The following is a 22,373-nucleotide window of genomic DNA, read 5'->3' on the forward strand; positions in this document are numbered from 1 at the left end:
GAACTAATATCCCGATTCGTCAAGCTGGATTTTTCATCATCGGGCTGCAGCTATGAAGCGTACTGTCGCCATTTCATCGAGTTCATTCTGCTCTTTTATCTGGATCACCGAACGAAAGCGGTCAAGCGCCCGTTCCTTGGATTTTTGCCAAACCTTCTCATCCATCATCTTGCCACTGAGCACCGTGCGGCTGTCATCCACTTGCCTTTGGGCCTGCTTGACATCCATTTGCTTGCGCGCGATACATGCATCCACATAATTAACATACTGCTGCATAAGCAGCAGCTCCGAGAGAGCTACAGCTGTCGTGGATGCATCATGCAAACGTTCACTCCATGATGCCCTCTCCTGAAATAACTGCCCGAGCGTCATCTCTTCCGCCTGCAGTTTGCCAATTGCTGCCGACAGCAGCCATTCCGCTTGTGTTTTCTCACTGGACTTAAGATCGACGATTTTCTGATAAGCATAATGAAAGCTGGCCATTATCCATCATCATCTCCTGCGTACGGTTATTTAGGGTGAAAATCAGAAATTAGCCGCTCCTGCGCCTCCTGATAATCTACTTTTTCCGATGTCTTCTGGCGGGTGAAAGCTCTTATGGACTCGTTGGAATCAATTGCCTTGTCGATTTCCATATTGGATCCGCGCTGGTACGCCCCAATATTGATCAGATCTTCCGAATCCTTATATATCGCCATTAATCGTTTCATCTCATTCGCTGCGTCCTGCTGCTCTTCGGGCACAATTTCTTTCATGACCCGGCTGACTGACGAAAGAATATCAATGGCTGGAAAATGTCCTTTGTTGGCCAAATCCCGACTGAGCACGATATGACCGTCCAGAATGCCGCGAACTGCATCGGCTATAGGCTCGTTCATATCATCACCATCAACCAGCACGGTATAGAAAGCGGTTATGGAGCCCTTCGGCCCCGTACCTGCTCGCTCGAGAAGCTTCGGCAGATTCGCAAATACAGACGGTGTGTAGCCTCGTGTGGCCGGCGGTTCACCGATGGCAAGCCCCACTTCGCGCAGTGCCATCGCGTAACGGGTGACCGAATCCATCATCAGCATCACATTCAATCCCCGGTCGCGAAAATACTCGGCTATCGTGGTGGCGATCAGTGCACCCTTGATGCGGATAAGCGCCGGTTGATCGGATGTCGCAACAATTACAACAGACCGGGCAAGTCCTTCCGGGCCGAGATCCTTCTCGATAAATTCGAGCACTTCCCGTCCACGTTCACCGATCAGGGCGATGACATTGACGTCAGCCGATGTATTGCGGGCAACCATCCCGAGCAGGGTACTTTTTCCAACTCCCGAGCCCGCGAAAATACCAACACGCTGTCCTTGTCCGATTGTCAGCAGTCCATCAATGGCGCGGACGCCAATACTGAGCGGATTCAGAACACGCGGTCGGCTGAGAGGATTACTCGGTATGTTATGCGTTGAATAATGCGGCATCCGGCTGGAAACAAATGAACCGTCAAGAGGCTGTCCCAGTCCATCCAGCACTCTTCCGAGCAATTCGGAACCAACCTGCACGGTCAGCGGTTTTCCCGTACCCACCACATCGCAGCCGGGACCGATCGACTGAAGCTCGCCAAGCGGCATCAGAATAACTTTATTATTGCGAAAGCCTACAACCTCCGCTTTGAGAGGCTTGGCGGATTTTACCGGATAAATATAACAGACATCGCCGATACTGGCGTCAGGGCCTTCCGACTCAACGGTAAGTCCGATAACCTGCGTCACTTTTCCGTTAACGCGTACGGGATCGATTGATCTCATATGCTCAATATATTTTGAAGCATCCAGCTGTTTAGTCTTCATCAGCCAGCCCCCGCTCTTCTGCCTGCAGGGTCAGCTGGATCAACTCGCGCTTGATTTCGGATAGCTGGGTATCGATTCTGGCGTCGATGCTTCCGAAAGCGGAGCGGATGACGCATCCAAAATCCTTGACTGACACATCCGGGACAATCTGCAGCTCCGCCTGCGAATCAATCGCCAGGCTTAGCTCCTCGCGCGCTGCCTGTACAAAGGTCAGCTGCTTGGGAGATACACAGAGAATAATGACTCCCTGTTCCCTTCTGCGCTCCAGCGACTTGCGAATCAGCTCCAGCGACCAATCCGGGGAAACCGTCAGCTGCCTGGCAATGATTTTCTCGGCAATTGCGGCGCTCAGCTCTACCAGGAAAGGCTCGGATTCCTGAATGATCTGTTCCTTTGTCTGATAAGCGGAATCCAGAATGGACTTGGCCTCGGTCAGCATCGACTCCCAGTGGGCCCGCACCTCTTCCTTTGCCTGTGCCTTGCCTTCACTGTGACCCTGACGGAAGCCTTCCTCCCGGATCTGAGCAAGCTGCTGTTCATCCTGAAGGCGCCGCTCCAGCCACCAGCCGTCGATTTGATCATTGGCTTCCTGGTACATCGCTTCAATCTGCTGGCTTGATTCATCAATACGCTGTTTGGCAAATTCCTCGGCATCCGACAGGATCTGATCGCGAAGGGAGATCGTCTCTTCATCGGCCACTGGCTCTGCCGGCTCCTCGGCATTTACTTGTCGGGCTGCATATTTGTTGTACCATTCCAACCTTTTGAGCTCTTCAACTGAAATGACATCAGAGGACTTGAACAGTTTAGACAATGATGTCATCTCCTCCACCGCGCGCGATGATGATCTCTCCTGATTCTTCAAGTCTGCGGATTGTGGCTACGATACGGGTCTGAGCCTCTTCAACATCACGCAGTCTGACAGGTCCCATATATTCCATTTCTTCCTTGAAGGTCTCCGCCATACGTTTGGACATGTTCTGGAAGATCGCTTCACGAACTTCTTCACTTGCCACTTTAAGCGCAAGCTGCAAATCGGCATTCTCGATATCCCGGACAATCCGTTGAATCGAGCGGTTGTCGATATTGACGATATCCTCGAAAACGAACATCCTTTTTTTGATTTCTTCGGCCAGCTCCGGATCCTGAATTTCCAGCGCATCAAGGATTGTACGTTCCGTACCCCGATCGACGCCATTTAATATTTGAACAATTGATTCAATTCCACCTGCACTGGTGTAATCTTGAGTAACGGTAGCTGAAAGCTTCTGTTCGAGTATGCGTTCTACCTGTGAAATCACCTCTGGCGAGGTACTGTCCATCAACGCAACTCTCCTTGCCACATCCGCCTGTTTTTCCTGCGGAAGCGAAGAGAGAATTTGCGCGGACTGTTCCGCCTGCAAATAAGAAAGCACGAGTGCGATGGTCTGGGCGTTCTCATTCTGGATAAAATTGAGAATTTGACTTGCCTCCGCTTTACGGGCGAAATCAAATGGGCGCACCTGCAAGGTAGCTGTCAGACGACCGATGACCTCCGATGCCTTCTGTTCGCCAAGCGCCTTCTCCAAAATTTCTCTGGCATAGGCGATACCGCCTTGCGATATATATTCCTGGGCAAGGCAAATCTGATGAAACTCGCCCAGAATCGTTTCTTTGTCAATCGTATCAACCTTGCGTACATTGGCGATTTCAAGGGTTAGCTGCTCGATTTCCTCGTCCCTCAAATGCTTGAAAATTTGAGCGGATACTTCAGGCCCTAGTGAAATTAACAAGATAGCTGCTTTTTGCCGACCACTGAATCCTTGTGATATTCTCGCCACCTGGGCCACCTCTATTCATCAACAAGCCAGGTACGGAGTAGATTAACAAACTCCTCTGGTTTACGTTTAGCAAGTGTCTCAAGCTGCTTACGTACCTGGCTCTCATTGTTAACAGCATCAAGATCAATCGTCGGATATTCCACTTTACCGGGAACGACGAGATCATCCTCTTGAGCTGCGTTTTGTTTACGGCGACGAACCACCACGAAGACAAGGCCGGCAATGATAGCCAGCGCTGCAAGGCCGATCCCGATAAGCCATCCTGTGGATAAACCAGATGCCGAAGCATCGCTGCTGGTGCTGGCAAATGTTTGTCCAATAACCGCAACCTTTTTCGCTATTAATACGTCATCATTTACATCCTGGCCGGATTCGATCAGCTGCGACCGCACGAGGGAAGTAAGGAAGGCATTCATCCCGTTTGTCGTATCAACATCCAGCCTCGTCTTCTCAACACCGACGCTGATTGACAAATCCTTAATTACATAGGGTCCTGATTCGATTTGGCTGTTGATTCGATTCACTTCATAATTCGTGGTCTGGGAATTCTCTTCAGAGCTCCCTGCTCCGCCTCCGTCTGTGGCTTGATAGCCTGGAACATCCGTTGCACCGGTTCCCGCCACCCCGCCGGCAGCACTTGAGCCTGTGGATGTTTTGCTGTCCGATTGCTCGCTGATAATAATGCCATTATTACTGTTGTTCGGGAGCGGCTCTACCAGCTGCTGATCAGTCTTCTTCTTGTCAAAATTAATGGTGCTTTGGACATTCACGACCAAATTGTCCATACCGACCATACGGCCTAAAAATTGCTGAATATTACGTTTCAAATCGGCTTCGTATTTATGCTGAATTTGATAGTGGGTTTCCAAAGCAAGTGCGCTTCCAGCTGCACTTCCGCCGACACCAGTCGAGGCAAGCAGTTCTCCTTCTGGGCTGGAAATGGTAATATTATCGACACTTAAATTGGGGACGGCTGTTTTTACCAGATTGTAGTACCCGTCTACTTCTTTTTGTGATGGCCGGTAACCTGGCTTGAAATCCATCATGATAGAGGCAGATGCTTGTTCCTTCTCTTCTGTCGAAACAAACACGCTGGTTTCTGGCAAGTTGACCAGAACGTTGGATTTCTGAACACCCTGCATATTATTAAGGAGCTGCTGAATCTCGCCGTTTAAAGCGTTGCGGTATTTCACATCAAACTCACGATCCGTTGAACCGAACATCGATCCACCGGCATTGAAAGCTTCAAATCCGATCGATCCGTTTTGCACAAGTCCCTGAGAGCCGGCTTCCACCTTGGCCTTGGCAGCGTCGGCGGATGGAACGGAAATCGTCGTTCCGCCATTCTGAAGCTTGTAAGGAATTTTATTCGTATCCAGATAATTCATTACCGCAGCGGAATCCGTACTGTCCAGATCTTGAAAGGCCACTTCATACTGGGTTCTGGAAAAAAAGATGGTAAGCAAAATCACGGAAAGCAGCAGGACCCCGACAGACGCACCAAGCAATATTTTCTGATTCTTCCCCATTGCATTCCAATACTGGGCAATTCTCCCCCGATATTGGGCGAATTTCTCGTTCACAATTCCACCCCAATCATGTGCTATGACTCCTCAAGAAGTAGGTATTACACTTGCATTCGCATTATTTCTTGATAAGCTTCTATCACCTTATTCCTGATTTGAGAGGTTAACTGCAAACTGAGTTCCGCTTGCGAAGAAGCAATCATCACTTGTGAAACATCTACTTGTCCCAGCATGAACTGGTCCGTTAATGCCGAAACATTCGATTCTTGAGCGCTGACTCCGTCAAGCGCATTTTGGAGAAAATCCCCGAAGCTTTGCGTCATTTCCGCCGGTGTTGCTTTCTCGCTGACTGGATTTATATTGGTCAAGCGGCTTGACAGCACCGGACTAATCGTTGCTTGATTAATCACTGGAATCCCTCCGTATTATATCTGTTAGATTTGGTTTTAACTTCTGCCAATCTCAAGCGCCTTCGTAAACATGCCTTTAGTCGCATTCAATGCTGTGACATTAGCTTCATAAGAACGTGATGCAGCGATCATATCGACCATTTCCTTCGCAATATCAACATTGGGCATATTCACATACCCACTGGCATCGGCATCGGGATGAGTCGGATTATAAACCAATTTGGAAGGGCTGCTGTCCTCCATGATGCGAACCGCTTTTACTCCACCGTTGCCGGTACCGTTCAACTGACCGCTCATAATGCTTGAGAACGAAGGTTGATTCGGCTCAAGCACAACCATTTTTCTTTTGTACGGCTCGTATCGGCCATTGACAAAGCTTGCTCTGGTCGTTTCCGCGTTGGCAATATTGGAAGAAATGACGTCCATCCGCAAACGCTGCGCCGTCAGAGCTGATGCGCTGGCATTAAATCCGTTCGTCAGCTTCATCTCTTCTATCTCCCTTCAATTGCTGTTCGCATCATTTTGACATCATGGTTAACCTGCTGAATGTAGAAATTATAGGACAACTGATTTTCGGCAAGAATCGACATTTCACGATCAATATCGACATTATTGGAGTTGTTATTCATCACACTATTCTCATCCGTCACAACTCTGGGAGCAGGTACGGAAGAAGATGAGCCGATTGGAATATGGCGTGCATTCGTCCGCCTTCCTGCCAGAGCAGGCGTTCCATTGCTCAGACTCTGATCCAAAAGCTCCTCGAATGAAACGTCAGAACGTTTGTATTCCGGCGTGTCGGAATTGGCTACATTGTCAGAAAGGACACGCTGGCGCATTTCTGCAGCACTAATTGCACCCTGCAGCCTGTTGAAACCCGGGCTGTTCAATAACATGGATGAGACCCCGCTTTCTAATCTTGTCTGCTTCTGTTAATATTCTACAGAATTTTCCTCATTCCTGCTTCGTTCGACAAAAGAATATTAAAAAAATGAGAACTACTTGTCGATAAATGCCGTTAAATTAATATTCCTTAATTTCCTAATTTATTACAATAAGAAAAAAGCCCTATCTTTTTGAAAGATAGGGCTGAAAATCGGGATTTTAGGACTGCTTTTTACATTTCCTGTGTCCTCAGGCTTTATTTTTGGCCAATTCCTGCAGGAGCATCGTATTTAAAGTTTTTATATAGGTCCCTTTCATGCCTAAAGAACGAGTTTCGATTACACCCGCACTCTCCAGTTTACGCAGCGCGTTAACAATAACCGACCGTGTAATACCTACCCGATCCGCTATTTTAGATGCAACGAGAAGTCCTTCCTTGCCGTCCAGCTCTTCAAAAATATGCTCAACCGCCTCCAGCTCGCTAAAGGACAGAGAGCCTACCGCTACAGCTACCACCGCCCTGCTCCTTGCCTCGACTTCGATTTCTTCCGCACGCTCGCGAAGAATCTCCATGCCGACAATAGTAGAACCGTATTCAGCAAGTATCAAATCATCATCGCCAAAAGGCTCAGAGCTTCTCAGCAGCACTAAAGTTCCCAAACGGTCTCTTCCGCCAACAATGGGGACAACCGTCATTTTCTCATGACCGGCCATCATCGGGAACGCATCACATACGCCTTCATCAGGCTTGGCATTGGTAACCGTCTCCTGCATGCTCATGAAACGGTCATTGCATTCGGTTGAGAAACGCATGTCCTCAAGCGGCAATGCCCGAAGCTGCTCATGCTGATAAGGTCCAACGGCGGCACAGCCCAGCACCTTGCCTCTGCGGCTGACCACAAATACATCCGCTTGTATGGTTGTGCACAGCACCTCCGCCATTTCCCGGAAATTGAGGGCCCCTCCGGCCGCACGCTGTAGCAGCCGGTTCAGCGTTCTCGTTTTTGCAAGTAAAATCATTACCTCTTCCTCCTACTTTCCACTCCGAGCCTTTACAAAATATACTGACTCAAATCTCTGTTTTTCGCAATGTTGCCCAGCTTCTCCCGGACATATTCCGGTGTTATGGTCATCTGGTCGAGCGATAGCTCAGGAGCTTCAAACGATAGATCCTCAAGCAGCTTCTCCAGCACGGTATGCAGTCTTCGTGCGCCGATGTTCTCCGTATTCTTGTTCACCTCTGCCGCAATGGATGCCAGCTCATGAATCGCTTCCTCAGAAAAATCAATACGTATGCCTTCCGTTTCCAGGAGCGCCGTATATTGTGTTGTAAGGGCGTTTTTGGGCTCGGTCAGAATCTTCACAAAATCTTCAAGGGTCAAATTGGTCAGCTCCACCCGAATCGGGAACCTCCCCTGCAGCTCAGGAATCAGATCGGACGGTTTGGCAATATGGAAAGCGCCGGCGGCAATGAACAACACAAAATCCGTCTTTACCGGCCCATATTTGGTCATCACGGTCGAACCTTCGACAATGGGCAGTATATCCCGCTGAACGCCTTCGCGCGAAACGTCGGGACCCGAGCCTCGGGAACCGCTGGCGATTTTGTCAATTTCATCGATAAAAATAATTCCCGACTGCTCGGCCCGGCTTACGGATTCCGCAATCACATCATCCATATCAATCAGCTTGTTCGCTTCCTCTTGTGTAAGGGCCTTGCGGGCTTCTTTAATCGGCAGCTTTCTTTTCTTCGTGCGCTTGGGCATCAGCTGGCCGAACATTTCTTGGATGTTCATCCCCATGCCCATTCCTTCGCCGCCTTGCCCGGACAGCATATCAAGCATATTCGGAGAGGAATCCTCCACTTCGATTTCAATGATTTCCTGCTCCAGCTTGCCTGCGAGAAGCTGCTCCTTAACCTGCTTTCTGCGATCCAGAATCGACTCGCTCTCCTGCGGCTCTTCCTGCGGCTCCTTGGCGCCCGAATTACCGCCGAACAGCATTTCAAGCGGGTTTTTCTGCGCTTTGGATTTGGATGCGGATGGCACCAGCATGGACACGATACGCTCATTTGCCAGTTCTTCCGCTCGGTCACGGACCTGCTCTGTCCTCTCGGACTTGACCATACGGATTGACGTTTCCACCAGATCGCGAACCATCGACTCCACATCGCGGCCGACATAACCGACCTCTGTGAATTTGGTAGCCTCCACTTTAACGAACGGAGCCTTCACGAGCTTGGCCAGACGTCTGGCAATTTCGGTCTTTCCGACTCCTGTCGGCCCGATCATCAAAATATTTTTCGGCACAATTTCATCACGCAGCGTCTCGTCCAGACGATTTCTCCGGTAACGGTTGCGCAGCGCTACGGCCACCGATCGTTTCGCCTGCTTCTGACCCACAATATATTTGTCAAGTTCCGTGACTATTTGTCTCGGCGTCATCGCTTCGTTTACCATCGATTATCCCTCCACATAGGACCTCTCACGGGCCGCACTACTCAATTTCTTCAACAATAATATTACGGTTGGTAAATACACAAATATCAGCGGCAATTTCAAGCGCAGACCTCGCCATATCTCTAGCTTCCAAATTCGTCGCATGCAGACTGAGCGCACGGGCTGCAGCAAGGGCAAAGCTTCCTCCTGAACCAATCGCCAATATGCCATCATCAGGTTCAATTATTTCCCCATTGCCGGAGATCAGCAGCATTCCGGTTGCATCCATGACAATCATCATCGCTTCCAGCCTGCGCAGCACACGGTCTGAGCGCCAATCCTTCGCCAGCTCCACAGCCGAACGCTGCAGATTTCCATGATGCTCCTCAAGCTTCGTTTCAAACTTCTCGAATAACGAAATCGCATCTGCCACTGATCCGGCAAACCCCGCTACAACCTGACCGCGGTACAGCCGCCGGACCTTCTTCGCATGATGCTTCATCACCATGCTGTTGCCGAAGGTTACCTGGCCATCTCCTGCGATGGCCCCTTTGCCGTTATGGCGAACGGCGCATATTGTCGTCGCATGAAACTGCATTTCCATCAGAATCATCCCCTTCTTCATTTCCGCATACCCGTAAGCTTGGGCTCTAACGACTATTCGCCAGCAATGCCTGCGGGTGCACCATTTATGTACTGCTCTTTGAACTGCGCGAGCTGATCCAGTGCGCGCCCGGCGAGGGCTTCATTCTTTTCCTTCTTGCTGCGTGCGCGTTTCTCCGGAGCCGGGAATAAACCGAAATTCGCATTCATCGGCTGGAAATGCTTGAAATCGGCAGTTGTTATATAATTCGCCATGCTGCCGAGCGTCGTGCCGGCCGGGAAGACGAGCGGCTCAAGCCCCTTGGCCAGCCTCCCTGCGTTAATACCGGCAATAAGACCCGACGCCGCTGACTCCACATAGCCTTCCACGCCGGTCATTTGCCCTGCAAAGAAGAGGCTTTCCCGGTTGATCAGCTGGTAAGTTGGCTTCAACAGCTTCGGCGAATTGATGAATGTGTTGCGGTGCATAACTCCGAACCGAACGAATTCGGCATTCTCAAGTCCCGGAATTAAAGATAATACCCGTTTTTGCTCGCCCCATTTAAGATGGGTTTGAAAACCGACCAAATTGTAAAGCGTTCCCGCAGCATTGTCCTGACGCAGCTGGACGACGGCATGTGGCAGCTTGCCGGTATGGGGATTGACCAGACCGACCGGCTTCATCGGTCCGAAAAGCAGCGTCTGTTTGCCGCGGCTGGCAATGACCTCAACAGGCATGCAGCCTTCAAAATACTGCTCTTTCTCAAACTCCTTCACTTCGGCTTTCTCTGCTGTCACGAGCGCCTCATAGAAAGCTTCAAACTCTTCTTCGCTCATGGGACAATTCAGATAAGCCGCTTCTCCTTTATCATAACGGGAAGCCAGGTAGACTTTGCTCATATCGATAGAATCTCTCTCAACAATCGGCGCGGCTGCATCGTAGAAATAAAAATACTCCTGGCCCATCAACGCCTGGATTTGAGCGGACAGCTTAGGCGCGGTCAACGGGCCGGTAGCGATAACCACGATCCCATCGGCAGGAATATCGGTTACTTCTTCGCAGCGCACCTCCACTAGCGGATGCTCATGCAGGCGTCTGGTTACCTCCCCTGAGAAGCGGTCGCGATCAACGGCGAGCGCCCCGCCCGCAGGTACGGCATGCAGATCGGCACATTCCAGAATAAGCGAGCTTAGGCGCCTCATCTCTTCTTTGAGGACACCTACTGCATTCGCGAGACCATTGGCCCGCAGGCTGTTGCTGCATACGAGCTCGGCAAAATGATGGGTATGGTGGGCCGGTGTCTGGGTTTGCGGTCTCATTTCATATAGAGTCACGGGTACACCCTGGGACGCGATTTGCCAGGCAGCCTCGCTGCCGGCAAGGCCCGCTCCAATAACGGTGACGCGTTGTAAATCGGACAATGAACTTACCATCCTTTCCTATAATACGGAAGTTGTTATTCGGCTTGATCCTGATCTTCCAGCACCTCTTCGGTGTGGTCGCACTGCGTGCACTGCAGACGGGCGCCGCTCCTGTTGCGCTTCTCGACCATTAAGCCGGCGCACTGCGGACAAGGCTTGCTTGACGGTTTATCCCAGGAGACATAATCACAGCCAGGATATTGATCGCAGCCATAGAAAAACCGGCCTTTCTTGCTTCGTCTTTCAATAATTTTGCCGACCGCGCATTTGGGACAGGTCACCCCGATATCCTTGACGATAGGCTTCGTGTTGCGGCATTCCGGAAATCCCGAACAAGCCAGAAATTTTCCGAAGCGGCCCATCTTATAGACCAGATGCCTGCCGCATTTCTCGCAAATTTCATCGGATACTTCATCCTGGATCTCGATTTCCTTCATTTCATCTTCGGCCACTTCCAACCGTTTCTCGAATGTCTCGTAGAAGGCCGCCAGAACGCGAACCCAATCCTCTTTGCCATCCTCGACATGGTCCAGATCCTCTTCCATATGGGCGGTAAACTCGGCATTGAGAATTTCCGGAAAAAACTCCTCCATCAGTTGGATAACCAGGTCGCCCAGCTCTGTAGGAATGAATTTTTTCTCTTCCATCGCCACATAGCCGCGCTTTTGGATCGTTTCAAGCGTAGGCGCATAGGTGCTCGGGCGGCCGATGCCGACTTCCTCCATTGTACGGACCAGACGCGCTTCCGAATATCTTGGGGGAGGCTGCGTAAAATGCTGTTTGGGATCTACGACTTCCGGCTCGGCGATATCGCCTACAGCAAGCGGGGGCAGGAACTTTTCTTCATCCGTAGCTCCATCGTCATTGCCCTCGACATAAATTTTCATAAAGCCCTGGAACTTTATTTTGGAGCCGTTTGCCCGAAATACGGCCGTACCGACATTCAGATCAACCGTCATCGTATCCAGTACCGCAGATGTCATCTGGCTGGCAACGAACCGTTCCCAAACCAGTTTATATAGACGGAATTGATCGCGGCTCAAGAACTCTTTCATCGAATCCGGATCGCGGAGCACAGATGTCGGTCTCACCGCTTCATGGGCATCCTGCGCATTGCTGTTCTTCTTGACATAGACACGGGGCTGATCCGGAACGAAGGAAGAGCCGTATTTCTCCTCGATATAGCCCTTTGCTTCCTCTTGAGCTATCGGGGAAATACGGGTCGAATCGGTACGCATATAAGTGATGAGACCTACCGTTCCTTCTTTGCCAAGTTCCACACCCTCATACAGCTGCTGCGCGACGGACATGGTCTTCGAAGCGCGGAATCCGAGCTTGCGGGCAGCCTCCTGCTGAAGCGAGCTTGTAATGAAGGGAGGCGCCGGATTGCGCAGTCTCTCTTTCTCCTTCACATCTGCGACAGTATAGGCGGAGTTCCCCATTGCCTGAAGAACCTCCTGCACATCCTGTTCGCTTCCCAGCTCCCGTTTCTCGCCATTCAAGGAATGATACTTGGCTTCAAAGGAGACATCATTATGCTTGAGCTGCGTGGTGATCGTCCAATACTCCTCGGGAATGAACGCATCGATTTCGTTCTCCCGATCGATAATGAGCTTGACCGCTACCGATTGGACGCGACCTGCAGAAAGGCCTTTTTTTACCTTCTTCCACAGCAGCGGACTGATTTTATAGCCGACAAGTCGATCCAGGATCCGGCGTGCCTGCTGGGCGTTCACCAAATCCATATTAATGGGACGCGGAGTCTTGAATGCATCCTTGACCGCTTGCTTCGTAATTTCATTAAACACAACGCGGCAGGAATCGCCTTCGTTGATTTCCAGATAGTGCGCCAAATGCCAGGCGATCGCTTCCCCTTCGCGATCCGGGTCAGCCGCGAGATAAACTTTTTTGACTTTCTTGCTGGCGTCCTTGAGTTCCTTGAGAACGCTGCCTTTCCCGCGGATCGTAATGTATTTGGGATTGAAGTCATTGTCGACCTCAACACCGATCTGGCTTTTCGGCAAATCGCGTATATGTCCCATCGATGCTTTTACGATGAATTTGCTGCCTAAATATTTTCCGATCGTTTTCGCTTTTGCCGGTGATTCGACGATTACAAGTGAATCCGCCATTCATGCGTCCCCCTTTCTGCTGCATATTACCTAACACTATATATGGAACCAGGATGCTGTTCAATCTTCCGTTTTACAGTTAAATTTATCAGAGTTGCGTGTAAAAGTCCAAACGGGAACGATGTCAGCTCGTGGAGCTCATCCGATGTGAGCGGTTTATCCTTCAGTAAAGTATAGATGAAAGCCTCATCCTTGCTCAGTGTAATATCTTCCCGGGCGTCCTGTTCCCTGTCTCCTGCACTTCCCTCATGCGAGAGCGGCAGCCGGCCTTCATACTCCTCCAAAACATGCTCCACGGAAGATATAAGTTTGGCGGTGCCTGTTCGGATAAGCATATTCGTGCCTCCGCTCTTTGGTGACGATATCGGGCCAGGCACGGCAAAAACCTCTCTGGACATATCAAAAGCCTGATCGGCCGTAATGAGTGAACCGCTCCTCTCGGCTGCTTCAATGACGATTGTTCCCAGCGACAAACCGGCAATGATCCTGTTGCGCAGCGGAAATAAGCCGGGATGAAAAGGTGTGCCGAGCGGTACTTCCGATACGATCAAGCCATTGCCTCCATATCCAATCTCGCGATATAGTGAACGGTTCTCGGCAGGATACACTTTATCAATAGGCGTGCCCAGCACAGCGATGGTGCCTCCTGGTGAAGGGAGCGCCCCTACGTGGGCAATGCTGTCTATGCCTCGAGCAAGGCCGCTGACAACGGTCAGCCCGCGCCTTGATAACTGACCGGCCATATCGGCTGCGGCCCGTCTACCGTAGGATGTAGGGCCTCTGGTGCCTACGATTGCCATCGTCGGCCGGTACAACAGATCTATGTGCCCGATTAAATATAAGACCCATGGAGGCTGCGGTGTGTGCGCCAGAAGTGTCGGGTAGCCAGGGTCAAAGAAAGTCATAACCTTTATACCAAGCTTCTCAAAACGCTCTCTGCGGATATTTTTGTCCAATTGCCGGAAGGCTTCTGTAATTTTCTTCGCCTGTTCCGGCTTCAGGCCAACCGACGAGCACCAGGCCTCCTCCGTAAATCGTTCGTAGCAGGACCAGGCGCCGTAAGAAGCCGCTTTTTGAATTGTATGCCAGCCAACACCCGGCGTTTCATGCAAGGTGATCAGAACTTCTCTTCGCATCTCTTCATTAAAGTTATCATTCAACATAATCGTTATCGCCCCTTGGTGAGGGGCTCACATCCTTACCCTATTTTGCTTGACATGGAATCAGAATGCAAGCCGCCCTGAATAATAGAAACAAAAAAAGCAACCTTTCGAGCCCGATACGGGCTGGCGAAAGGTTGCTTACCTTTAGGTTGAAGCTTATTTTAGCCAATCGAAAAGGTTACATTCGGTACCCTCTCCGCAATCATTGACGGATAAGCTTATTTATTGGTTGTGCATTTCTCCAGAAGTCCTTGCTCCTCCAGAACGCTTACCAAAGTTGATCCCATTTCAGAAGGCGTAGGCGCAACTTTGATGCCGCATTTCTCAAGAGTGGCAATTTTCTCGGCTGCCGTTCCCTTACCGCCGGAGATAATCGCGCCGGCATGGCCCATGCGTTTGCCTGGAGGCGCTGTTGCGCCCCCGATGAAACCAACGACAGGTTTCTTCATGTTGGCTTTGACCCACTCGGCCGCTTCTTCTTCTGCGGAACCGCCGATTTCACCGATCATGATCACGGCATAGGTGTCAGGATCGTTATTGAACATATCCAGAATATCGATAAACTCGGACCCTTTGACCGGGTCTCCGCCGATACCGACAGCAGAAGACTGGCCAATACCGCGCGCAGTCAACTGGTGAACCGCTTCATATGTGAGCGTTCCGCTTCGCGAAACGACGCCTACATGGCCTTTGGTATGAATATAACCCGGCATTATGCCGATTTTACATTCACCCGGAGTAATGACGCCTGGGCAGTTAGGACCGATCAGACGCGTTTTGCGTCCTTCCAGATAACGGGTTACCTTGATCATGTCAATAACCGGAATGCCTTCCGTAATGCAGATGACCAGATCCAGTTCGGCGTCGATCGCTTCCAGGATGGAGTCTGCCGCAAATGCCGGCGGAACATAGATGACAGATGCCGTAGCGCCTGTTTTGGCAACCGCGTCAACAACGGTGTTGAAAACCGGCAGAGAAACGGTTTCGCCGTTCTCCAGCGTGATATCAACGTTCGTTCCGCCTTTGCCTGGCGTTACGCCGCCAACCATCTGCGTGCCGTATTCAAGGGCGCCTTTCGCATGAAACAGCCCTGTAGCGCCTGTTATACCTTGGGTGATTACTTTTGTATTCTTGTCGACCAAAATACTCATCGAAACTCACATCCCCTAAAATGAATTCGTATGCCGCAATGCTTATGAAGAGAAAACGACTACTTCACCAGCGCGACGATTTTTTGTGCGCCGTCGGCCATGGAGTCTGCGGCCACGATGTTCAATCCGGATTCGTTCAACATTTTTTTGCCCAGCTCCACATTTGTTCCCTCAAGGCGAACAACGAGCGGACGATCCAGTCCAAGTTCTTTGGCAGCTGCAATAACGCCATCAGCAATGATGTCGCATTTCATGATTCCGCCAAAAATGTTAACGAAGATACCCTTCACTTTTTCATCGGAAAGAATGATTTTGAAGGCTTCCGTGACTTTCTCCTTCGTAGCACCGCCCCCTACATCGAGGAAGTTGGCCGGGTCTCCGCCATAATATTTGATAATGTCCATCGTCGCCATAGCAAGTCCCGCACCGTTGACCATACAGCCGATATTGCCGTCCAGGGCGATATAGCTAAGGTCGAATTTGGAAGCTTGAATTTCTTTGGCATCCTCTTCATCCAGATCGCGGAGCTCAAGGATATCCTTGTGACGATAGAGCGCATTAGAGTCAAAGTTCAGTTTGGCGTCAAGCGCCATGACATTGCCGTCGCCTGTGACAACAAGTGGATTGATTTCCGCAATGGAGCAATCCTTGTCCACAAAGGCCGCATAAAGCGCAAGCATGAACTTGGCTGCTTTATTGACCAGCTCATTAGGAATGTTGATGGCGTAAGCCAGCTTCTTCGCCTGGAAAGGCTGCAGCCCGATAGCCGGATCAATCACTTCTTTAAAGATTTTCTCCGGGGAGTGCTCGGCGACTTCTTCAATCTCTGTGCCGCCCTCTTCGGAAGCCATCATGACAATACGGCCCGTTCCACGGTCGACCACGACGCCGACGTAATATTCTTTCTTAATGTCGCAGCCTTGCTCGATCAGCAGGCGCTTCACTTCTTTACCTTCAGGACCTGTCTGGTGCGTTACCAGCACTTTACCCAGGATTTCGCCCGCATATGCGCGAACCTCGTCCAAATTTTTGGCAACCTTGACGCCGCCTGCTTTACCGCGTCCACCTGCGTGGATTTGGGCTTTTACCACAACAATCGGTGTTCCGAGCGCTTCGGCAGCTTCTACCGCTTCATCGACAGAAAATGCCACTTTACCCTCTGGAACGACGACCCCGTACTGTTTCAAAAGCGCTTTTCCTTGATACTCATGGATATTCATTACGAGAATCCTCCTATCCGCAGTCAAATCCTACGATCTCTAGACAAAAGAATAACAAGCAAAGTGCAGCAGAAGCAGCAGATTCCCAGTGGAAAGGAAAGCCGGCCTCTTACGGACCTTACTTATATTTCTGTGGGGATGAAAACTGCTCGAACATCATCAGATGCCAGGGCGGCTCTCCCTTGTCTTCGCTTAAAACCCTTACTATTGTAGCACGTTTCGGCAGGGCTTTCCTAATTATTTGTGATAAAGCTCGAGCTTTTTTGATATTAGTTCCATCTCGAATCGAGATGGGATTAGAGGCAATTGACCTTAATATTGAACGGCATGAACGTCTGATTCTCGTCCGCTATATTATGACCTATTGTCAGAAATTTATCGGTCATGAATTGATATCCATTTGCCTCTTCACACAAAGGAGCTTATATTGACAACCATTTATGGTCTGGACTATTATGGGGAAATAGCAAGCTTGATACGGACACGTGAGGAAGCACCTTCATCCGACTTGACGATGGGGGTGTTTTTTTTTATGTATGGAAGTATGTTCAGCGCCAGTGTGTACGGAGTTGAAGGCAGACTGATTACGGTTGAGGTGGATATCTCGAATGGCCTGCCGCAGGTAAATGTAGTGGGGCTCCCCGACCCGGCGGTACGCGAATCCATCGAGCGCGTCAGATCCGCTGTCAAAAACTGCGGATTTAAATTTCCTATGGAGCGGATTACGGTCAATCTTGCCCCGGCGGACCTGCGCAAGGAAGGTACTGCCTTTGATCTGGCCATTGCAGCTGGCATCCTGTCCGCGAGCGGCCAGCTTCTTCCGGAGCTGTATCAGGGTACGCTTGTGCTGGGCGAACTGTCCCTAAGCGGGGAAATCAGACCTGTTAACGGCGTGCTTGCCATGGTGGAGCAGGCAAGAACAGCCGGTATGGGGCGTGTTCTTCTGCCGGAGGAGAACGCTGCGGAAGCCGCTTGCATTGACGGTTTGGAATTGTTCGGTATCCGGCATTTGCGCGAACTGGGAGATTCCCGGCAAAATGGAACAAAACTCGGCAATTGGGAAGCTCTCCGCTACGATCACAGAGCCGCATCGCGGCTTCGCCATCCGGATGGCGAAGCTGGCAAGCAGCTGTTTGAACAAGGCGACTACGGCGATGTCCTTGGTCAGCACCATGCCAAGCGAGCCATGCTCATTGCCGCTGTTGGCCAGCATAATGTGCTGCTGTCCGGTCCGCCGGGTACGGGCAAAACCATGCTTGCCCGCAGGCTCCCGGGCATTATGCCTCCGCTTGAGGAAGCGGAGGCACTCCAGGTGACCAAAGTTTACAGCGCGGCCGGTAAGCTCGGACACGGACCGGCCTTGATGAGGGAGCGTCCATTCCGTACTCCCCATCATACGATCTCTGCTGCAGGCCTTATCGGGGGAGGATCAGTTCCAAGACCCGGCGAGGTCACGCTTGCACATCGCGGCGTTCTGTTTCTGGACGAGCTGCCCGAGTTCTCGCGGACTGCTCTGGAGGTGCTCAGGCAGCCGCTTGAGGATCGGGAGGTTACAATCGCCAGATCCAGAGCCGTTTTTCGCTTTCCGGCTCATTTTCTGCTGGCAGCTTCCATGAATCCATGCGCATGCGGCTATTATGGGCATGAAACAGATGACCAACTATGCCAGTGCAGCCCCCAGCAGATCGCCCGCTACCGCACCAAAATTTCCGGACCTCTGCTCGACCGCATCGACATGCATATCGAGGTGCCTCGGCCGCCGACAACCGAAGGACTGAAAACCGGAATGAACTCATCACAAATGCGGGGTATCGTTCTGGAAGCATCCGCACGCCAGCAGGAGCGGATGAAAGGCTTGCGTCCAATCGCAGAACTGGCAGGCGATTCGCTGAGGCGTGCCGTCGATTTGACACTGGAAGCCGACCGGATGCTCAAGCTGGCCTTTGATTCACTCGGCGTAAGTCTTCGCGCCCATGACCGGATATTGAAGCTGGCGCGGACAATCAGCGATATTGAGCAATCCGATCTGGTGGAGGCCGAGCATATCGCGGAAGCGGTTGGCTACCGCAGCCTCGACCGGAATTTGCTTACATTATAAAGTGCAGGCATAAATCATAAAAGGCACTCGTAAAGCTTCCGGGTCAGGAAGCTATACGAGTGCCTTTGTCTGTAATAGGAGAACGTATAAATTCCATAACACGCTGGATATTTTTTGTGGGAATGAAATCTGGATTCCCCCAAGAGGCAGGCAGCCGTTTCTTCCTGCAGCGTGCATTTTAAAACGCCGCTTCTATATGATTCAGTTCTACGACGCTGCCGCTGCCGCGGTCGACCATCACAGCAATTACATCGAAACGGACAGGCATCCCATGCGTCCCGGTTGCCTGCATATAAACCTCGGCAATGGTGCGTACCTGCCGCTGTTTGCGTGCATCCACCGATTCTGCCGCTGTTCCAAAGCGTCCGCCGCTTTTTCTTGTTCTAACCTCCACAAACACAAGCTCAGCACCCTGTCTGGCGATAATATCCAGCTCGCCGAAGCGGCAGCGCCAATTGCGGTGCAGAATGTTACAGCCTTCCTGAAGCAGCAGCTCCACAGCCGCTTCCTCACCCTGCCTGCCGGTAGCGCCTCTGTCGTCCGGCTTCAACGGATTGCGTCTGTTCCTAGAATTATTCACTTCCCGATATCCCCCGCTCTTCGGTCCGAACGATAGACGAAGGACAAGATTTCGGCCACCAGCGTATACAGCTCAGGAGGAATTTCCTGATCGATATCGAGCTTGGACAGCACCTCGACAAGTGACGAATCATGCTGGATCGGGATGCCGTTTTCTGCCGCCTTGCTTAAAATCGCTTCCGCAATCGTTCCGCTGCCCTTGGCGATAACGACAGGCGCACTGCGCTCGCCTGGTTCATATTTCAGGGCCACCGCTTTCTTGATCGTCCCTTTCTCTTTTGCCTGCCTCATGCGCGGAAGTCCACCCCTTTGTATGGCTTCATTGACCAAGCCGGAACAGTTGCAGCGGAGGAATCCTCCACCGATGACCCGTCTTCACCCTGCCGGCTTCTGTCGGGCATCGGCGTTGCACGCAGCGACAAAAGCTGGAAGCCCGCTTTCTGAAGCGCCTCGTTCATCTCGGGTCTGGATGATTCAAGCAATTCCGCAATTGCAGGATGATCATTCCATAGATTCAGACTGACTATTTTATTGACTACCTGTACATCAACAACCGTCTCTCCCAGCGTGTTCATGCGCAGATCAAATAAGAGCCTGCAGTTCTCAGCATCCAGCTCCCCCTTGCGCCCGCGGCGCGTCTGGATATGTACGGATGCGGTTTGGCTTCCATCCTGCCCCTGCATCGGAATGAACAGGGTGACATGCGAAAATAGCGAGGCGGTACGTTCAGGCGTCAACAGAAGCTGCTGGCCGGTAATATGCTGGACCAGCTGCTGCGCGGTATCTTTCAGCGCCTGCGGCACGTCATCCCCGGCAGCAAGCGAGATCAGCGCGCTCTTGAGCGTATCTGCAGCGGCTGGCTTGTCAGCGGTTGACTGCGCAGGCCCGGGCAAAGATCCTTCATCTGCGGCAGCATGAACCGGCAGCGAAGAGGAACCAGGCTGACGGGATATATCAGCCGGCGAAAGGATATTAGCGCTTTTCTGCTCAAGGGGAGCGTGGGTCTCTTGATGAGCACCGGCAACAATCCGCGCAGGCTGCTGCGGGTTGTTCTCTGGCGGTTTGGATGCACGCGCCTCGTTTGCGGGCGGTTCCGCCGCTGTCCCGTCTTTTGGGGACGACCCGGCTGAGGCAGCCAGCAGATGCTCGTGATCGACGCCAAGCCATTTGATAAGCTGGCCGACCCAGCCGCCTGCGCGCTGCGGGTTCCCCGCCGCAGCGGAATCTTCGGCCGCTGTGCTCGGAGCTTGCTGCGCCGCGCCTGCGGCGGCTGGCTGTACGGCTGGAGCGGGCTTGGCGCCTCCAGCGGCTGCAGAGGAGCCAGCCGCCTGCGCCCCCGCTGCTGCGCGCTCAGCGGGGGGCGCCCCGGCCGCGCTTCGCGCAGCTGAAGGAGCAGCCGCCGCGCCCGCTGCTCCCGCCTCGGGCGCGGCGGCTGTGCCCGCGCCCGGACCTGCGGCGGGCGGCTGCGCCCCGCCCGCACCCTGCGCTGCGCGCATCAGCGCTGCCCCTTCGGGCAGCAGCGCCGTCAGCTTCGCTGCAGCCGCCTGCGCCGCAGTACGCGGCTGCGCGGGGTCGTCCGCGTTATCACCCGCGGACGCGCCGCTCCAGGCGGCCAGACCCTGCTCCAGCGCCTCCAGAAGAGCATGCGCCTGCGTACCGCTCAACACCTGCTGCAGCGAACCGATCGTCGCTGCGGTCATCGGCAGGCCGCGCTTATAGCCAAGCGCAGCCGCCTGCATCCACAGCCTGGCGTCGCCGCCGGCAGGCATGGCGGCCTTGGCCTCTTGAAACTGCGCCGCTGCATCCTTCAAGGGAGCCGCGCCTTCCCGGCGCAAATCGCGAACCAGCGCAAGGGACCATTTCTGATCCGGAAGCCCCAGCGCCTTTACCCATTCCTTCAGACTGCCCTCAGGCAGATCAGCGGCCTGCTGGTCAACGGGCTTCAGCACCAAAGCGCCGCCGCCGGACTGGGGCTGCACCTGGAGCAGCGTGGACTGGCCTGGCTGCAGGGGCACCTCCAGCTTGGCGCGAACCTGAACGCCATTGATCTGCACCAGAGCATCCTGATTATCCAGCACCTGCAGCAGAACGCCGCGCACAATTTGTCCGATTTTCAGCTCCAGCGCCTTGCTATCAACCGGCTGGGCATCGCCGATCAGCCCTCTCATCAATTGTCCGATATTCATTAACCGCCACTTCCTTCCCTTAGCCGCAGCTACGCATCCACCGCTTTATATGGCCCAACCATTCGCTGATGTCCTTATCCTTTCAATATCGGCTGAATCCTCTATCTGTATTAACATATGGGTATATGGCGGACAAAAACCGCCCTCACGATGGCGGCAGTAAACCCCGATAAGGGCCTATTGCCGCCATAACAGGCGGTTTTGGTTTGGTTTGAATTATTGAAAAGCCGGTCCTTTAAAACAACACCTGCTGTTCCACGAACAGCTTGCCCAGGAAGGACTGCCGGTGCATGGGACTGGGGCCGTATTCCAGCAGTTTTTCCCGATGCTGCCTGGTTGCGTATCCTTTATGTATGGCAATACCGTAAGCGGGATATAAGGCATCCCATTCCTTGACGCACAGCCGGTCGCGGGTCACCTTGGCCAGGATGGAAGCTGCGGCAATGGACTGGCTTCTGGCATCCCCTTTAATAATGGCCAGCTGCGGAATATCGCAGTCAACCTTCTCAGCGTCGACCAGCAGATGGTTTGGCTGCACACAAAGCTGCGAAACCGCCTGCTTCATAGCAAGGCGTGCCGCCTGCTTGATATTAATTTCATCCACGGTTGCCGCGTCGATTCTGGATACAGCCCACGCGACGGCATGGTCGATAATGACAGAATAAAGCTCCTCGCGTTTCTTCTCTGAAAGTTTTTTGGAATCGTTAATGCCTTCGAGCACCAGCCCTTCCGGCAAAATAACGGCAGCTGCCACAACATCCCCAAACAGACAGCCCCGTCCTACTTCATCGATCCCGGCAATATAAGGACAGCCCTGCTCCCACAAGGGCTGTTCAAATTCCAGCATCCGCTTCTCCCCGTTTCCCCTCTTTACGCAAAAGTGCCGAGCGCGAAAGATTAATTCCCCCATCTATGTATACAGTATC

The 22,373-nt window shown here is 52.3% G+C and carries 21 protein-coding genes; 1 reads left to right on the forward strand and 20 read right to left on the reverse strand.

Going from position 1 to position 22,373, the window contains the following annotated elements:
* Window positions 1-36: 36 nt before the first annotated feature.
* The 16 genes from fliJ to sucC form a co-directional block, all read right to left on the reverse strand.
* The gene (gene fliJ / locus AC0YNV_RS09270; protein WP_475767739.1) at window positions 37-483 is read right to left on the reverse strand and encodes a flagellar export protein FliJ; all 447 of its coding nucleotides are present in this window, start codon (window positions 481-483) and stop codon (window positions 37-39) included.
* 26 nt (window positions 484-509) lie between these two features.
* Complete coding sequence (gene fliI, locus AC0YNV_RS09275) at window positions 510-1,835, reverse strand: flagellar protein export ATPase FliI (protein ID WP_475767741.1); 1,326 nt, start codon at window positions 1,833-1,835, stop codon at window positions 510-512.
* A complete protein-coding gene (locus AC0YNV_RS09280) occupies window positions 1,825-2,649 on the reverse strand; it encodes a FliH/SctL family protein (RefSeq protein WP_475767743.1) in 825 nt (274 codons plus the stop codon). Before AC0YNV_RS09280 ends, fliI begins: the two co-directional genes overlap by 11 nt.
* Window positions 2,642-3,655: a flagellar motor switch protein FliG gene (fliG, locus tag AC0YNV_RS09285; RefSeq protein ID WP_475767745.1), complete on the reverse strand. Its 1,014-nt coding sequence runs from the start codon at window positions 3,653-3,655 to the stop codon at window positions 2,642-2,644. Before fliG ends, AC0YNV_RS09280 begins: the two co-directional genes overlap by 8 nt.
* An 11-nt stretch (window positions 3,656-3,666) precedes the next feature.
* A complete protein-coding gene (gene fliF, locus AC0YNV_RS09290; protein ID WP_475767747.1) occupies window positions 3,667-5,238 on the reverse strand; it encodes a flagellar basal-body MS-ring/collar protein FliF in 1,572 nt (523 codons plus the stop codon).
* Window positions 5,239-5,282: 44 nt separating this feature from the next.
* Window positions 5,283-5,540, reverse strand: a complete 258-nt coding sequence (gene fliE, locus AC0YNV_RS09295) for a flagellar hook-basal body complex protein FliE (protein ID WP_475768401.1) — start codon at window positions 5,538-5,540, stop codon at window positions 5,283-5,285.
* A gap of 87 nt (window positions 5,541-5,627) precedes the next feature.
* On the reverse strand, window positions 5,628-6,077 hold the full coding sequence (gene flgC, locus AC0YNV_RS09300; protein ID WP_475767749.1) for a flagellar basal body rod protein FlgC: 450 nt from the start codon (window positions 6,075-6,077) through the stop codon (window positions 5,628-5,630).
* Between the two features lie 5 nt (window positions 6,078-6,082).
* Window positions 6,083-6,487: a flagellar basal body rod protein FlgB gene (flgB, locus tag AC0YNV_RS09305; RefSeq protein ID WP_210041219.1), complete on the reverse strand. Its 405-nt coding sequence runs from the start codon at window positions 6,485-6,487 to the stop codon at window positions 6,083-6,085.
* 238 nt (window positions 6,488-6,725) lie between these two features.
* Window positions 6,726-7,496 carry a GTP-sensing pleiotropic transcriptional regulator CodY gene (gene codY, locus AC0YNV_RS09310; RefSeq protein WP_210041221.1) on the reverse strand — a complete coding sequence of 257 codons (771 nt, stop codon included), beginning with the start codon at window positions 7,494-7,496 and terminating at the stop codon, window positions 6,726-6,728.
* Window positions 7,497-7,528: 32 nt separating this feature from the next.
* A complete protein-coding gene (gene hslU, locus AC0YNV_RS09315) occupies window positions 7,529-8,935 on the reverse strand; it encodes an ATP-dependent protease ATPase subunit HslU (RefSeq protein ID WP_475767752.1) in 1,407 nt (468 codons plus the stop codon).
* A gap of 37 nt (window positions 8,936-8,972) precedes the next feature.
* Complete coding sequence (gene hslV / locus AC0YNV_RS09320) at window positions 8,973-9,518, reverse strand: ATP-dependent protease subunit HslV (protein WP_210041225.1); 546 nt, start codon at window positions 9,516-9,518, stop codon at window positions 8,973-8,975.
* A 53-nt stretch (window positions 9,519-9,571) separates the two neighbouring features.
* Window positions 9,572-10,918, reverse strand: a complete 1,347-nt coding sequence (gene trmFO, locus AC0YNV_RS09325) for an FADH(2)-oxidizing methylenetetrahydrofolate--tRNA-(uracil(54)-C(5))-methyltransferase TrmFO (RefSeq protein WP_475767754.1) — start codon at window positions 10,916-10,918, stop codon at window positions 9,572-9,574.
* 35 nt (window positions 10,919-10,953) lie between these two features.
* Entirely contained in the window at window positions 10,954-13,050 is a 2,097-nt protein-coding gene (topA, locus tag AC0YNV_RS09330) for a type I DNA topoisomerase (protein WP_475767756.1), read from the reverse strand.
* A 26-nt stretch (window positions 13,051-13,076) separates the two neighbouring features.
* Window positions 13,077-14,213, reverse strand: coding sequence for a DNA-processing protein DprA (dprA, locus tag AC0YNV_RS09335; RefSeq protein WP_475767758.1), 1,137 nt, complete (start codon window positions 14,211-14,213; stop codon window positions 13,077-13,079).
* Between the two features lie 218 nt (window positions 14,214-14,431).
* Window positions 14,432-15,364: a succinate--CoA ligase subunit alpha gene (gene sucD, locus AC0YNV_RS09340; RefSeq protein WP_210041231.1), complete on the reverse strand. Its 933-nt coding sequence runs from the start codon at window positions 15,362-15,364 to the stop codon at window positions 14,432-14,434.
* Between the two features lie 59 nt (window positions 15,365-15,423).
* Complete coding sequence (gene sucC, locus AC0YNV_RS09345; RefSeq protein WP_210041234.1) at window positions 15,424-16,584, reverse strand: ADP-forming succinate--CoA ligase subunit beta; 1,161 nt, start codon at window positions 16,582-16,584, stop codon at window positions 15,424-15,426.
* Window positions 16,585-17,116: 532 nt separating this feature from the next.
* On the opposite strand from sucC, the gene AC0YNV_RS09350 reads away from it, so the two are divergent.
* Window positions 17,117-18,682, forward strand: coding sequence for a YifB family Mg chelatase-like AAA ATPase (locus tag AC0YNV_RS09350; RefSeq protein ID WP_475768402.1), 1,566 nt, complete (start codon window positions 17,117-17,119; stop codon window positions 18,680-18,682).
* A 178-nt stretch (window positions 18,683-18,860) separates the two neighbouring features.
* Here AC0YNV_RS09350 and AC0YNV_RS09355 read toward each other — a convergent pair whose 3' ends face one another.
* From AC0YNV_RS09355 to AC0YNV_RS09370, 4 genes are all read right to left on the reverse strand, one after another.
* Window positions 18,861-19,262, reverse strand: a complete 402-nt coding sequence (locus AC0YNV_RS09355; RefSeq protein ID WP_475767760.1) for a YraN family protein — start codon at window positions 19,260-19,262, stop codon at window positions 18,861-18,863.
* Window positions 19,259-19,552: an EscU/YscU/HrcU family type III secretion system export apparatus switch protein gene (locus tag AC0YNV_RS09360; RefSeq protein ID WP_475767762.1), complete on the reverse strand. Its 294-nt coding sequence runs from the start codon at window positions 19,550-19,552 to the stop codon at window positions 19,259-19,261. Before AC0YNV_RS09360 ends, AC0YNV_RS09355 begins: the two co-directional genes overlap by 4 nt.
* Window positions 19,549-21,447, reverse strand: a complete 1,899-nt coding sequence (gene fliK, locus AC0YNV_RS09365) for a flagellar hook-length control protein FliK (protein WP_475767764.1) — start codon at window positions 21,445-21,447, stop codon at window positions 19,549-19,551. The genes AC0YNV_RS09360 and fliK overlap by 4 nt, the downstream gene beginning before the upstream one ends.
* Before the next feature lie 235 nt (window positions 21,448-21,682).
* Window positions 21,683-22,294 carry a ribonuclease HII gene (locus AC0YNV_RS09370; protein ID WP_475767766.1) on the reverse strand — a complete coding sequence of 204 codons (612 nt, stop codon included), beginning with the start codon at window positions 22,292-22,294 and terminating at the stop codon, window positions 21,683-21,685.
* Between the last annotated feature and the right edge of the window lie 79 nt (window positions 22,295-22,373).

This window comes from Paenibacillus sp. JT31N11, assembly GCF_056269285.1.

Bases quoted from the DNA above. Each gene is read 5' to 3' on its own strand.
- sucC (WP_210041234.1), bottom strand. From the start codon at position 16,584: ATGAATATCCATGAGTATCAAGGAAAAGCGCTTTTGAAACAGTACGGG.
- hslU (WP_475767752.1), bottom strand. From the start codon at position 8,935: ATGGTAAACGAAGCGATGACGCCGAGACAAATAGTCACGGAACTTGAC.
- sucD (WP_210041231.1), bottom strand. From the start codon at position 15,364: ATGAGTATTTTGGTCGACAAGAATACAAAAGTAATCACCCAAGGTATA.
- dprA (WP_475767758.1), bottom strand. From the start codon at position 14,213: ATGTTGAATGATAACTTTAATGAAGAGATGCGAAGAGAAGTTCTGATC.
- fliJ (WP_475767739.1), bottom strand. From the start codon at position 483: ATGGCCAGCTTTCATTATGCTTATCAGAAAATCGTCGATCTTAAGTCC.
- AC0YNV_RS09360 (WP_475767762.1), bottom strand. From the start codon at position 19,552: ATGAGGCAGGCAAAAGAGAAAGGGACGATCAAGAAAGCGGTGGCCCTG.
- hslV (WP_210041225.1), bottom strand. From the start codon at position 9,518: ATGGAAATGCAGTTTCATGCGACGACAATATGCGCCGTTCGCCATAAC.
- codY (WP_210041221.1), bottom strand. From the start codon at position 7,496: ATGATTTTACTTGCAAAAACGAGAACGCTGAACCGGCTGCTACAGCGT.
- flgB (WP_210041219.1), bottom strand. From the start codon at position 6,487: ATGTTATTGAACAGCCCGGGTTTCAACAGGCTGCAGGGTGCAATTAGT.
- AC0YNV_RS09370 (WP_475767766.1), bottom strand. From the start codon at position 22,294: ATGCTGGAATTTGAACAGCCCTTGTGGGAGCAGGGCTGTCCTTATATT.
- fliK (WP_475767764.1), bottom strand. From the start codon at position 21,447: ATGAATATCGGACAATTGATGAGAGGGCTGATCGGCGATGCCCAGCCG.
- flgC (WP_475767749.1), bottom strand. From the start codon at position 6,077: ATGAAGCTGACGAACGGATTTAATGCCAGCGCATCAGCTCTGACGGCG.
- AC0YNV_RS09350 (WP_475768402.1), top strand. From the start codon at position 17,117: ATGTATGGAAGTATGTTCAGCGCCAGTGTGTACGGAGTTGAAGGCAGA.
- fliI (WP_475767741.1), bottom strand. From the start codon at position 1,835: ATGAAGACTAAACAGCTGGATGCTTCAAAATATATTGAGCATATGAGA.
- topA (WP_475767756.1), bottom strand. From the start codon at position 13,050: ATGGCGGATTCACTTGTAATCGTCGAATCACCGGCAAAAGCGAAAACG.